The organism is Flavobacterium sp. HSC-32F16, assembly GCF_024171645.1.
Taxonomy (GTDB): Bacteria; Bacteroidota; Bacteroidia; order Flavobacteriales; family Flavobacteriaceae; genus Flavobacterium.
In genome coordinates this window covers 135630-149517 of record NZ_JALKAC010000011.1, presented here as the reverse complement: position 1 = coordinate 149517, position 13888 = coordinate 135630, and the positions used below count along the sequence as shown (strand labels likewise).

Here is a 13888-nt window from a genome sequence, read left to right as displayed (position 1 = left end):
ATAAAAACTTGTTAAAAAATAAGGCATATCTAAATTGATATCGTTTTCGTAAGTAACTTTTAAATGTTAAAAATACACTTAAAAAATTCTTAAATTGTAACCATGTAATCGATTGTTTTTTTTGAAAAATCGCAGCGAATTGCATGATTATAATAATATAATTAATATTTATACATCTATAAAATTACATTTGTCATATAAAAAGTCGCTTTTATTTTTGATATTTAATTTTATTTATGAAATTTTTATGAATTTTAATTTTTTATATCAAAAAAATATCTATGTTTGTGTAATCGATTACAACTTTTTAAAATTGTTAAATTGTACGTTACATTTCGTGATTTTATCAGGTAAAATCACAGATTTATAAAAAAAAGCCATACTTACAATTTTATAATAAAAATTGGGATCGGTACACAAAAAACTAAACCACAAAAAACCACTTTAAACAATTAGTAACTTAAACAATCAACCATGAATTTTAAAGATTTATTAAACAAAGGAGCAAATCGTTGCTTTGCAGTTGTCTTTTTATTTTGCCTGCTGATGGGCAATCAGGTACATGCTCAGACTGTGACAATAGAAGGAACCGTTAAAGATGCGGCAGGACTTTCTTTGCCTGGAGTTAATGTACTGGAGAAAGGAACAAAGAACGGAACTTCTACAGATTTTGACGGTCGCTACAAGATTAAACTCACTAATCCGAAGGGGGTTCTGAGCTTTTCTTTTATAGGATTTACGACTAAAGATGTTCCTGCTACGGGAAAAACTAAAGTAGATGTTTCTTTAAATGAAGATGCTAATAACTTAAATGAAGTAGTTGTAATTGGTTATGGCACAGCAAAAAAAGGGGATTTAACCGGAGCTGTGTCAACTATTTCAGGTAATGATTTGAAAAAAGTGCCGGTAGCAAACGTAGCCGAAGCTTTAACTGGTAGAATTGCCGGAGTACAGGTAACTTCGTCTGAGGGGTCTCCAGATGCTGATATAAAAATTAGAGTTCGTGGAGGCGGGTCGCTTACTCAGGATGCTTCACCTTTAATTATTGTAGATGGATTTCCAATCAATAGTATGAATGATATTTCTTCATCTGATATTGAAACCATGACAGTTTTAAAAGATGCCGCTTCAACTGCAATATATGGATCACGTGGTGCAAACGGGGTAATTCTTATTACAACAAAAAGCGGAAAAGACGGGAAAATTGCAGTGAATTTCAATATGTTTTATGGTATGAAAACCATAGCAAATGAAATAGATGTTTTATCGCCGGGAGATTATACTAAATGGCAATACGAGTATGCTATGCTTTCGCAAACAGGAACAAAAGTAGCGTCAGATCCAACTTCTTATACTAAATACTTTGGAAATTGGCAGGATCAGGATATGTATAATAGTTTAAAAGGAAATGACTGGCAAAAGCAGATTTTTGGACGCAGAGGAGAGGTTCAAAGTCGTGATTTAGGAATTAGAGGAGGAACAGATAAGCTTAATTATAACTTTAATTATGCTCATTATGATGAAAAGGCAATTATGCTGGGGTCAAATTATAAAAGAAATAACCTTGCTTTGGCTTTAAAAAGTAAAGTAAGTAATAAGGTTGATGTTGGTTTTACAGTTCGTTATTCTGATACTGAGATAGATGGAGGAGGAGTAAACGAACAAAATGAAAAATCTGCGACAGATTCCCGTATGCGTACTATTGTGGGTTATGCACCAATTCCAGTATCAGGCTTAACTTCTGACGATGTTTCTGGAGACGGAACAGATGTATTGATAAATCCTTTAAGATCGATTTCTGATAATAATCGTCAGCAGTTCCGTAAAAACTTCAATATGTTAGGAAGTTTTGGATGGGAAATTGCAGATAATCTGAAATTGAAAGTAGACCTGGGGTTGGATACTTATAACAGTTTAGATTATCGTTTCTATGGACGCAGCACTTATTACGTAGCTAATACTCCAGCTAGTACATTACAAGGTAAGCCGGCAATGATTATAACTGATGGTAAAGAAAGACGTTTTAGAAATGCCAATACATTAAATTATGATTTCAAAAAAATAATGGGAGAAAACCATCATTTGACCGCTTTGATTGGTGAAGAAAGTATTAATTATGAAGTCAATACGGTGACTTCTACTATTCATGGATATCCTTCTTTTTTCGATTTTAATCAAGCAAAATCACTAACATCGCAAGGAACGCCGCAAGCAGTTGATAATTATTATAATCCGGATGACAGATTATTATCATTTTTTGGACGTGCCAATTATGACTATAAAAATCGTTACATCTTATCGGCTACATTTCGTGCAGATGGGTCAAGTAAATTTTTGTCAGAGAATCGTTGGGGGTATTTTCCGGCTTTTGCAGCAGGATGGAAAATTTCTGAAGAAAGTTTCTTAAAAGGTAAATCATGGATAGATCTTTTAAAAGTAAGAGCCAGTTATGGTGAAGCAGGAAATAATAATATACCTGTAGGACAGCAGACTCAAATTTTTCAATCTATTCCAACAGCATGGATTAACGGGGTAACCAGCGTTTGGGCCATTCCAAAAACAATGCCTAACCCTGAATTAAAATGGGAAACAACGGTAACACAGAATGTTGGTTTGGATTTTGGATTTTTCAAAAATCGTTTAAGTGGTAATTTTGATATTTATAAAAATGTAACAAACGATTTGTTAATTAATTTTCCAGTTCCAGGATCTGGATATGATTTTCAATACCGTAACATGGGAGAAACTCAAAATACAGGTTTTGAGGCTACTATAAATGTTGTGGCAATTGAAAAGGCTAAATACGGATTGAATTTTTCATTCAATATGGGAATAAACAAAAATCGTATTAATTCATTGGGCGTAATGAACAATTTTGGAGCCGCTACAAACTGGGCTTCATCACAAATTGGTGATGATTACTTAATAGCAGTAGGCTCTTCTTTAGGGACTATGTATGGTTATAAAAACGATGGAAGATATGAGGTCTCTGACTTTGATTATGTTGGAGGAAAATATGTTTTAAAAACTGGTGTAGTCAGCACTGCTACGACTTTAGTAGGGGACGGAAGTTCTCTTAAACCAGGAGATATGAAGTTGAAAGATGTTAATGGAGATGGTAAAGTGGATCTGACAGATAAGACAGTTATTGGTAATGTTAATCCTAAAAGTTCTGGAGGTTTCGTTATTAATGGAAACGCTTATGGATTTGATTTAATGGCCGCTTTTAACTGGAGTATTGGTAACGAAGTATATAATGCCGATAAAATTGAATTTTCTACAGCTACAGCTTCAGGGCAGTATAAAAATTTGAATTCTTCTATGGCTGATGGAAAAAGATGGACAAATTTGGATCCTGTTTCAGGCCAATTAGTAACAGATCCTGATGCATTAGCAGCTCTAAATGCTAATACAACTATGTGGTCTCCATATATGAGAACTGCTGTATTTACTGATTGGGCAGTAGAAGATGCATCGTTTTTAAGGTTGAATACGTTAACATTAGGGTATACAGCTCCTGAAATGTTTACATCTAAACTTGGAGTTTCTAAATTGAGATTCTACATGACGGCAAGTAATGTTTTTGTTTGGACTAACTATTCTGGTTCTGATCCGGAAGTTTCAACAAAAAGAAAAAACCCTCTTACTCCAGGGGTTGATTCAAGTCCTTATCCAAGAAGCAGACAAATGGTTTTTGGGATGAATCTTAATTTCTAATTTTAAATTATCACAAAATGAAACATAAATTAATAATAGCAGGATTGATAATTTCGAGTTTATTTAGTTCTTGCCAGCAATTTGAAGACGACTATTTAGATACTGAGGCACCATCAACATTACAGCCTTCTTTGATTTTTTCTGATGCTGAACTAGCAAAAGGCGCTGTTGACGGAATAAAAGTACCCTTCGCAGAGACGAATTCTTATAGAGGAAGGTTTTTACCATATTATGGATTAAATACAGATGTAGAATGGTATAATGCATCGCAAACAGCAGGAGATAAAGCAGATTTGTGTGTTTATGATGCGAGACCGGGTAATACGGAAATGAATACTACTACGAATGCTTATGCAATGATGTATTTAGGTATTGAGCGGGCAAATATATGTATTGAAGGTATACGTCAATATGGAAAACCGTTACCAGGAACAGAGATGGGACAGTTATTAGGAGAAGCGTTAACCCTAAGAGCTATTTACTATGCTGATTTACTTAAGGCATGGGGTGATGTTCCGGCTCGTTTTCAACCTATTACTACAGCAACTTTATATTTACCTAAATCAAACAGGGATATTATTTACAAACAATTAATTGCAGATTTAGGAGAAGCGTCAACATTGGTTGCTTGGCCTAACGAAACTTCTTATACCAGTACAGTAGAACATGTAAACAAAGCTTTTGTAAAAGCATTTAGAGCACGTTTAGCTTTGGTGTCAAGTGGTTACCAGCAATATCCTGACGGAGTAAGAAGAAGCAGTGATCCAGAACTTTCAGTGGCTAACATGTATGCATTAGCATTAAAAGAATCTCGTGAAGTAATAGAAAGTGGTTCTGCTCATTTAGAATCTACTTTTGAAGGATTATGGAGAAAATACAACCAGGAAATTACTACTGCTGGTGGAGAATCTCTTTGGGAACTTCCTTTTGCTGATGGTCGTGGTCGTATGCTGTTTACTTTTGCGGTTAAGCACACTTCTGTTAGTGATCAATTTCAGGCTAACGGAGCCAATCGCGGCGGTGTAGCAGGTCCTTTACCATTTGTTTTTTACGATTACGATCAAACAGACTTGCGTAGAGATGTTACTTGTGTACCTTATAAATGGGGTACTGCTGTAGCAGCAAGCCCATATCCTATTGCGAAACAAGAACTGGGAACATTAGATACTTGGTATTTTGGTAAATACCGTTATGAATGGATGACACGAAGAGTTACTTCAGATAATGATGATGGAGTTAACAAAATGTATATGCGTTATGCTGAGGTGCTTCTTATTGCTGCAGAAACAGCAAACGAAATAGAAGGTGCCGGAGCAGCAATGCCTTATTTAAAAGAAATTAGAAGAAGATCATTTCCTGCTGGCGCACAAGCTGTTAAAGTAGAGGCCTATGTAGACGCATTAAATAGCAAAGAAGCAATGTTCAATGCTATTGTTGAAGAGAATAAATATGAGTTTACTGGAGAAATGGAGCGTAAACAAAATTTAATTCGCTGGAATTTGTTAAAAGCAAAATTAGACGAAGCTAAGCAAAAAATGACAGATTTGTCAGCCCGTTCAGGTGCTTATGCTGATGTACCGGCAACTTTGTATTATAAATACAAAACGGATAATGTAAGTTTAGACATTTACGGATTAAATAGAGGAGAAACAACAAATCCGGGAACAGGATATTCAACCATTGTATGGACATGGACGGGTACAGCTGCAGATACTAAGATAAACTCATTGTACAAAACTGGAGTTAATCCTGATCAAAGACAATACTGGCCAATATGGCAAGTGTTTATTGATGGAAGCAATGGTCAATTAAAAAATGATTACGGTTATTAAAATTATTAATAATAAATTATAAGTTATTATGATGAAAACAAAATATATATTTCGAGGAATAATAGCCGTATTACTTCTTGCAATTGGAGCATCAAGCTGTGAAAGTTATAACGAAGAGTTGTTAGACAGTGTAGGTAATACAAGAGAATTTTCTCCAATTGGACTTAAAGCGACAGTTAGAAGTCAAACTACGGTTGAATTAAACTGGACTGTTAAGACAGATGAAAACGCAGATCATTATGTAGTGGAATTTAGTCCAGATGATCCTGAATTTAAAACCATTTATAAAACAGTAAATGTAACTCCTGAAGAACTGCCAATACAAGTAGCCTTAGAAGGGGAAACTACCTATTCTATTAGAGTTAAAGCGGTAAGTGCATCTGGTTTAGAAGATTCTAAATGGTCAATTACTACTGCAACAACATTGTCTGAACAGATTTTCTTTCCAATTAAACCAGAAGAAATCGAAGCAGGATCTGTTACTTTACGATGGACACCTAACAGCAACGTAACTCAAATTTTAGTTCAGCCGGGTAATATAGCTCACACTATAACGCCAGAAGAAAAAACAGCCGGGGTGGCAATTGTTACCGGATTAACTCCAGAAACAAATTATACTGCTACTTTAAAGAATGGAACTAAAACCAGAGGAATACTAACATTTACGAGCGGTGTTGATCTTACAAAAGGTATTATAATAAATCCGCAAGATGATTTAATTGCTAAAGTAGCACAAGCACCATCAGGATCGAGATTATTGCTTATGCCAGGTGTTTATTCAACAACGGGTGAAATTGTTGTAAACAAAACCCTTATTTTTAGAGGAGTAAGACCAGAAAATAAACCAAAACTGACTGTGAAATTCACTCTCGCTAATAATCCTGCTAATGCTGGTGAAGCTGTGAGTCTGTCACTAGTTGATCTGGATTTGAATGGAAAAACTTTAACTGGCGGTGCAATAACAATTGGATCAGCGCAACCAGCGCCTTTAGGTGACGTTTTAATCAGCTCTTGTTATGTTCATGATTTCCCTTCACAGCTTATGTACGGAAATGCATCGGCCAGATTAAAATCATTTACTGTAGATAATAGTATCATTAAAAGTGTAAATACTGCCGGAGCAGCTGACTTTATAGATTTTAGAACTACATATGTTGAAAGTGTTACTTTAACAAGAAGTACATTTGATAATTGTTCTTCACGCGATTTTATACGTTTAGATGCAGCAAGCGGCTTTACGGGGGGCACTTTGGTAAGTAATGTGGTAATTGATGGTTGTACTATATATACTCCTACATTAGTACTTGCCAGTAGAATTTTGTATGTACGTTTTGCGACCAATGTTTTAGCAGTACGTAATACATTGTTTGCTGTTGGATTAGCTGTTTATACTAACTCAGCTATTACTAATCCTCCAGGATTTGGAAATAATAATAATTTTAATTCACCTAATTTAAAGCTGACAGGAAATAATAACAGACCTGATGCAGCGGCAACAACATTAGATCCGCAGTTTGCAAATGCAGCAGCAGGAGATTTTACATTAGGAAATCAAACTTTAAAAGATAATAAAATTGGTGATCCACGTTGGATTAAATAATTCATTTTTTTCATATTTTTAGTTTTAAAAGGGATGCCGAGGCATCCCTTTTTTTATAAATAACTTTTAGAAAAATCGCCAAATTCAAAGAAAACTGTGACTAGAAACTGCGGTCGAAAACTTTTAAAACTATTCAATATCCAAATCAAATTTCTCTAATAATCCTGCAAGCGCAGTATGCGAAACTTTAGTTCTTTTAATTTTGTTTTCAGATGGATCAAAAGCATAATTCCTCGAAGATCTGAAATCAGTTTTCTCCAGAATGCATTCTACGAAAGTGGCATTAGATAAATCACAATTTTTGAAAACCGACAAAGACAAATCAGTATTAGAGAAATCAACATCTTTTAAAGAACAGTCGATGAAATTGGTTTTCTTTAATTTTTTATAAATGAAAGTCGAATAATCTAAAAGACAATCCTGAAAATTCATTGAAAACAAAAAGCTGTTGCTTGAGCTGAAATCCAAACCCATTAATTTACACCCGATAAACTTGATATTTTTTAATCCGGTATTTTTAATAATGGCTAATGAAAGATTACAGTTTTTAAAAGTAGAATCTAAAAAATCATTGTGACTCAAATCGCTTTTAGAGAAATTGCAATTGATGAATTCGCAGTTTACAAATTCAGTATTTGATAAACTCTGATCAGAGTAATCTACCGTATCAAACGTTCGGTTTTGATATAATTTAGTTTCCATGTTATTTGGGAAGATGTTGTAAATGTTTAAGTTTTATTCTAATTCAATGCAGTCAAAAATAGCATTGTTAAGAATAAGGTTTGGAATGTCAAGTTCACTGTCGACTCTTAAAATATTGTCGCAGTCTTCAAGGTCAAAATTCCATAAAGTATCAGGTAATAATTCGTGAAGCAGTGTAGAAGCCGACTCAAATTTTGATTGGCTGTCAACGGAAGTTTTAAAAACATAAATCATAATTTGCCTTTTTTGAAGACGCAAATTTCTGAAAAATGCAGGGTTCTTTAGTAGGATTCAATAATCAATAATTAGGATTTATCAATCATTTTTCTATACTGAATTGGTGTAATTCCTTCATGTTTTTTAAAAAAACGACTAAAGTACGATTGATCTTCATGACCTACTTGTGCTGCGATTTCACTTACAGAAAGTGTAGTCTGAAAGAGTAAATATTTGGCCTCAAGCAATATGGTTTCATCAATCCATTTCGCTGCTGATTTCCCGGTAACAGTTCTCACAGATTTATTCAAATGGTTTGGCGTAACATTCAATAATGACGCGTAATAATGAACCAAATGATGTGTTTTTATGTTTTGATGAATCAATTCTTTGAACTTATTCGTAATAACTTCAGCTGCCGAAATACTTTTAGAACTCTTAACCGAGTTTTTATTCATTTCATAAAACAATGTAATCAAATACGATTGCACGATATTTAGATTTGCGCTCGAAGTTTCAGAATATTCTTTTTGAAGCCGACCTAAGATAGCAGTAACATCAGGAACATCTTTGTCGGCTAAAGTGATTTTTGGATTACCGGAAATTTTCATAAAATCAAATTCATTAATCATTTCGCGGCTGCCGTATTTTCGAATTAAAATATCAGGATGAAATTGGCAGATATAACCTTTGTGAATATTGTTAACATTGGCGAGAGAGAAAATCTGACCGGCAGGTATCACAATAATTTCGTTATCGGTAGTAGTGTATTCCTGATAACCTAATTTCATAACATGCTGGCCCGAAGAAATAAAAATCAAAGTATGACAGGAATGTTTGCAAGGCGGAACCGGATATTGCATCTGCATTACTTCTTCAATTTCCAAACAAAAAAAATGATCAGAATTTGATTTAAAAAGCAAATGAATAGGGTTGTCCTCTCCAAGAAATTTCTCCCGAAATCCTGAGGCATTATAAGTTTTTATTTTTTCAATTGTCTTTGTCTTCATACTTAATAATACAATCTAAAATCAAGTAATTTACAAAGAGCATAATGCTTTTGGAACAAATCTTCTACAACTTCAGTTAAATCATCATTTTCCTGATACAGACTGAAAAAAGCTTTGTCAATTGTACTGCAGCTGGCAATTTTATTATAAGAAGATCCGTAACCCGAAATAGCCCGGGCGCCAGTAATATCAAGGAAATATTGTGCTTCTTCGTCGTTGAGGTCCAGTCTTTTTTTATTGGCAAAATGAATAATTTTTCCTTTCATTTTTCCCTCGAAAAGTTCGGCTATTTCCTCAATGCTGTAATAATAATCATGAAGACAGATGTTGTTTTCCTGTCCCGGCATTACCAGATAAATGATTTCATAATCCTTAAAATTATGATCATCATAAAGCAGCGTGTTTAAACTTTCTTCTAAACCTTCAATAGTATCGCAGGTTTTATAAATACTTGCAATGCCTTGATTAAAAGCAATTTCTTCCAGATTTTTAACCACATCAGTAGTTGTAACGGTATCTACGTCCTGAACGCCTTCGAGGCAGAAAATAAATTTTTCATTATCCATACTACTGTCTTTTCGGTTTTTTGGGTAAAACAGGGTTTAAGACAAATATATTTTTTTATATGGAAAAAGCCTTATGAGATTGGGATTTTAACGTCTTTTTTAGATTCATGTAAGAATTCTGATGATTCTAAAAATGCAAAGCAGTAGACTGCTTAATATAACTCATTACAAAAGAACTCTGGACTTTGCTGATATTTGGAATATTGGAAAGCTTTTGAATAAAATCATTAAAAGCTTCAGGATCTTTTACCACGACTTTTAAAACATAATCAAAAATACCTCCCGTAACATATCCTTCTACAACTTCATCAAGAGCCGCAACTTGTCTCGAAAATTCTTCTACCAATTCTAATCGCTGGCTGTTTAATGAAACATTGATAATAACCGTAAAGTTTAAACCGACTTTTTTCTGATCAATAATAGCGACATAATCTTTGATGTAACCTTCATTTTCCAGTCTTTTTATTCGGTCATAAACCGAAGTCCTCGACATGTTTAATCTTTCGGTTAGATCAGTAATATCGAATCTCGCATTTTTCTGAAGGATTCGAAGTAACTCTATTTCTTGTTTGTTTAATTCCTGCATTGGATTTTTTCCAGTTAAATTATAAAAAATAATCGAATTTAGAACAAAATTCTAAATTTTCTCTTTTAAATCGGAATAAATACATATTTAAGTTTGTAATTATTGATAGTGTTCTGTAATTAATACTTTTGAATGGACAAAACAAAATTTATCATTAAAAATGAACAAATATATTATCATTACAGCTTTAGGAGCTTTAAGTTTTGGAATGCTTTCTTCGTTTGCAAAAATTGCCTATACACAAGGATACACACCTGCAGAAATAACCTTGACGCAAGCTTTTTGCGGCACCTTAATTTTGTGGTCAATTGTATTTTTCAGAAGATTAAAAAATGGACAGAAACCACAGCTCAACTGGAAGTTACTTGTAGCCGGAACCACAATGGGTTCATCGGCATTTACCTATTATCTTTCAGTTGCTTATATTCCGGCTTCATTGGCAATTGTTTTATTGATGCAGATAACCTGGCTTAGTATTTTGATCGAATGGATCGTTTTCAAAAAGAAACCAAGTTCTGTTGAGGTTGTTTCGGCAGTTTTTATCATTTTCGGAACTGTTTTGGCTGGAAATCTTTTTGACTTAGGCAGTATCCATATTTCTGTTACCGGAATTTTATTGAGTTTATTATCAGCTGTACTTTATACGCTTTATATTGTTTTTACGAGCAAAATAGGAAAAGAAACACCCATGTTTGAGAAAAGCGCTTTAATGACAAGCGGATCGGCGATGATTATTTTTCTAATTAATTTTGAATCGATTACGACAAGTACACATCTGGATTTTGGATTACTGCAATGGGGAACTTTCTTGGCTGTTTTTGGAACCGTAATTCCACCAATTTGTTTTACTGTTGGAATGCCAAAAATTGGAGCAGGTTTGAGTTCTGTTTTATTAACTCTGGAATTACCCGCAGCCGTTTTTTGCGCGCACATCATTTTGGGAGAAAAAGTTACTTTTATGCAAATCATAGGAATTGCCATAATGCTGGGTGCAATTATCTATCTTAATATTTCGAAAGGGAAAAAAGAAAAAGCAATTCAGAAACAAACCATTGCATGTTAATTGATATACGCGGTAATAAGTTGTATTTTGAATATCAAGACGATTTTGAGAATCGTCCAACGATTGTTTTTCTGCACGATTCTTTGGGCTGTGTAGAACTTTGGAGAGATTTTCCTAAAAAGATGGGCAAAGCTTCTCACTGTAATATTTTAATTTATGATCGTTTGGGTTATGGAAAATCAGATTCTATGGAAACCTATATCAGACCTGTAAATTATTTAGAGGCTGAAGCCGATGTTTTAAACGAATTGCTTGAAAAAATGGAAATAAAAAATGCCATTTTATTGGGACACAGCGATGGAGGTTCGATTGCATTAATTGCAGGATCAAAATACAAAGAGCGAATTAAAATGGTGATTTGCGAAGCTGCTCATATTTTTGTTGAAGATATTACGCTTAACGGAATCCGCGAAGCTGTGCAGACTTATCAAACTACCAATCTGCCTCAAAAACTTCAAAAATACCATGGCAATAAAACCGAAACTGTTTTTAAAGCCTGGACCGAAACCTGGCTGAGAAATGATTTCAAAAATTGGAATATTGAATATTTACTTCCAGAAATAATTTCACCACTTTTATTTATTCAGGGAGAAAATGATGAATACGGAACTTTAGATCAGGTCAATAAAACCACTGCTTTGGTAAACGGAAGATCTCAAAAATACATTATCCCAAATACAGGCCATACACCGCATAGGGAAGTGTCGGAATTGATTATTAACGAAGTGACAGCATTTATAAAAAACGGATACTAAGCCGCTTTTTTTGCGCGTTCTTTTTTTTCTAAAACTTTAATCTGGTTAGCTGTACAAAGAATATTTTCTTTAATACCCACTTTATGGACTTCTATCAAATAATGGTAGGTCATTTCCTTTATTGCAGATTTTTTGATAAGCCCTTTTTTAAAATCTATTTTTCTCTCAATCACTGTCGCCCTATAAGATCTTCCACTCAATGTAGTGTAGGATACATCTTGTCCTTTTACAAAATTCATCACTTTAGCTTTTTGTTTTTTAATATTCGCTAATCTCAGTACGTCTCCATCACCAAAAAAAAAGTTGAAAAAGATTCATAGGGGGCTAAAAATTTCTCTCCTTAAAATTGGTGATGCAATGTATAAAGATTCGATAATTCGACACTAGGTATTTCTACCTGTTTTTTCGTTGTAAGTTATTTACTCACAGTGTTATATTTATTAAGAAAAGCTTTGTTATTGCTGGTTTTGAAGTGAAAATTTGATACAATTTAGAACAGCTTAAACGAGCCCTTTTCAATGCTGAATATTTAGTTTTGATATAAATGAATTTTCATTCTAAAAAACAAATAAAAGGTCAAAATGGTACAGGAAAGAGTGATGGAGAAATTGGCAATTTTAGCCGATGCTGCAAAGTATGATGTTTCATGTTCTTCAAGTAACAGCAGCAGAAAAAATAAAGATAAAGGTTTAGGAAATGCTTCGGGAAACGGAATTTGCCATGCGTATACAGAAGACGGACGCTGTGTTTCTCTTCTTAAAATATTACTGACAAATCATTGCATTTTTGATTGTGCTTATTGCGTGAGCAGAAAAAGCAATGATATTAAACGCGCCGCTTTTACCGTTCAGGAGGTTGTAGATTTAACGATTGGGTTTTATAGAAGAAACTACATAGAAGGTTTGTTCCTGAGTTCGGGTATTTTTGATAATCCGGATTATACAATGGAACGTTTGGTTAGAATTGTAAAGAAATTGCGGTTAGAAGAAAACTTCAACGGATATATTCACTTAAAAGCGATTCCAGGTGCAAGTGACGAATTGTTGAAAGAAGCCGGATTATACGCCGATCGTTTAAGTGTAAATGTTGAAATGCCAACAGAGCAAAGTCTTAAATTATTGGCTCCGGATAAAAATCATATTGATGTTATAAAACCGATGCAATATCTGAAAAATGAAATTATTGGTTATAAAGAAGAGAAAAAGCAAAACTACAAAGCACCTCTTTTTGCTCCGGCGGGTCAAAGCACCCAAATGGTCATTGGCGCAACCAAAGAAAATGATATGGAAATTTTGGGCATGGCCAATTATTTTTATGAACAGATGAACATGAAGCGGGTTTATTATTCCGGATATGTGCCTATAAGTTACGACAACAGACTTCCGGCAATTGGAACTCCGGTTCCCATGATTCGTGAAAATCGTTTGTATCAAGCTGATTGGTTAATTCGGTTTTACGGATTTCATGTAAATGAAATGGTAGGTTTCGATCAGCCGAATCTTGATTTGGATATTGATCCAAAATTAGGCTGGGCTTTGCGTAATTTAAATCAATTTCCGGTTGATATAAATACCGCCGATTTAGAATTGATTCTAAGAATTCCCGGAATTGGAGTTTTAAGTGCAAAAAAAATTGTTGCAGCTCGAAAATTTAAAAAATTGCAGCCGGAAGATTTACAAAAACTAGGGATTTCTTATAGCCGGTCAAAATATTTTCTGGCTTTTGCCACGCCGTTTCAATTGCAAAGAGACTTAACTTCAATTCAAATAAAAGACCAGATTTTAAATTCGCAGAAAAGTAAATACAAAAATGATTTTTCCAATCAGTTAGCTTTATTTTAA

General features: G+C 34.0%; 12 protein-coding genes. 6 read left to right on the top strand and 6 right to left on the bottom strand.

The window, feature by feature from the left end:
* The first annotated feature begins 474 nt into the window (after positions 1-474).
* The 3 genes from L1276_RS23110 to L1276_RS23100 are packed head-to-tail and all read left to right on the top strand — an operon-like array spanning position 475 to position 7149.
* A complete protein-coding gene (locus tag L1276_RS23110; protein ID WP_253791966.1) occupies positions 475-3717 on the top strand; it encodes a TonB-dependent receptor in 3243 nt (1080 codons plus the stop codon).
* Positions 3718-3734: 17 nt separating this feature from the next.
* A complete protein-coding gene (locus L1276_RS23105; RefSeq protein WP_253791965.1) occupies positions 3735-5549 on the top strand; it encodes a RagB/SusD family nutrient uptake outer membrane protein in 1815 nt (604 codons plus the stop codon).
* Between the two features lie 28 nt (positions 5550-5577).
* On the top strand, positions 5578-7149 hold the full coding sequence (locus L1276_RS23100) for a DUF5123 domain-containing protein (protein ID WP_253791963.1): 1572 nt from the start codon (positions 5578-5580) through the stop codon (positions 7147-7149).
* A 129-nt stretch (positions 7150-7278) separates the two neighbouring features.
* On the opposite strand, the gene L1276_RS23095 is transcribed toward L1276_RS23100, so the two are convergent.
* The 5 genes from L1276_RS23095 to L1276_RS23075 form a co-directional block, all read right to left on the bottom strand.
* Positions 7279-7851 carry a pentapeptide repeat-containing protein gene (locus tag L1276_RS23095; protein WP_253791961.1) on the bottom strand — a complete coding sequence of 191 codons (573 nt, stop codon included), beginning with the start codon at positions 7849-7851 and terminating at the stop codon, positions 7279-7281.
* 33 nt (positions 7852-7884) lie between these two features.
* Positions 7885-8085, bottom strand: a complete 201-nt coding sequence (locus L1276_RS23090; protein ID WP_253791959.1) for a hypothetical protein — start codon at positions 8083-8085, stop codon at positions 7885-7887.
* 71 nt (positions 8086-8156) lie between these two features.
* Entirely contained in the window at positions 8157-9077 is a 921-nt protein-coding gene (locus tag L1276_RS23085) for an AraC family transcriptional regulator (protein ID WP_253791957.1), read from the bottom strand.
* A 2-nt stretch (positions 9078-9079) separates the two neighbouring features.
* On the bottom strand, positions 9080-9643 hold the full coding sequence (locus L1276_RS23080) for a DUF6642 family protein (protein WP_253791955.1): 564 nt from the start codon (positions 9641-9643) through the stop codon (positions 9080-9082).
* Between the two features lie 127 nt (positions 9644-9770).
* Positions 9771-10229 (bottom strand): Lrp/AsnC family transcriptional regulator, encoded by a 459-nt coding sequence (locus L1276_RS23075; RefSeq protein WP_253791953.1) that lies wholly within the window; start codon positions 10227-10229, stop codon positions 9771-9773.
* A gap of 160 nt (positions 10230-10389) precedes the next feature.
* Here L1276_RS23075 and L1276_RS23070 point away from each other — a divergent pair, with 160 nt between their 5' ends.
* The gene (locus L1276_RS23070) at positions 10390-11292 is read left to right on the top strand and encodes a DMT family transporter (RefSeq protein ID WP_253791951.1); all 903 of its coding nucleotides are present in this window, start codon (positions 10390-10392) and stop codon (positions 11290-11292) included.
* Positions 11286-12047 (top strand): alpha/beta fold hydrolase, encoded by a 762-nt coding sequence (locus tag L1276_RS23065; protein ID WP_253791947.1) that lies wholly within the window; start codon positions 11286-11288, stop codon positions 12045-12047. Before L1276_RS23070 ends, L1276_RS23065 begins: the two co-directional genes overlap by 7 nt.
* Here L1276_RS23065 and L1276_RS23060 read toward each other — a convergent pair.
* The gene (locus L1276_RS23060) at positions 12044-12286 is read right to left on the bottom strand and encodes a hypothetical protein (protein WP_253791945.1); all 243 of its coding nucleotides are present in this window, start codon (positions 12284-12286) and stop codon (positions 12044-12046) included. The two genes, L1276_RS23065 and L1276_RS23060, sit on opposite strands and share 4 nt — an antisense overlap.
* A 342-nt stretch (positions 12287-12628) precedes the next feature.
* Here L1276_RS23060 and L1276_RS23055 point away from each other — a divergent pair, with 342 nt between their 5' ends.
* Positions 12629-13888 (top strand): putative DNA modification/repair radical SAM protein, encoded by a 1260-nt coding sequence (locus L1276_RS23055; protein WP_253791943.1) that lies wholly within the window; start codon positions 12629-12631, stop codon positions 13886-13888.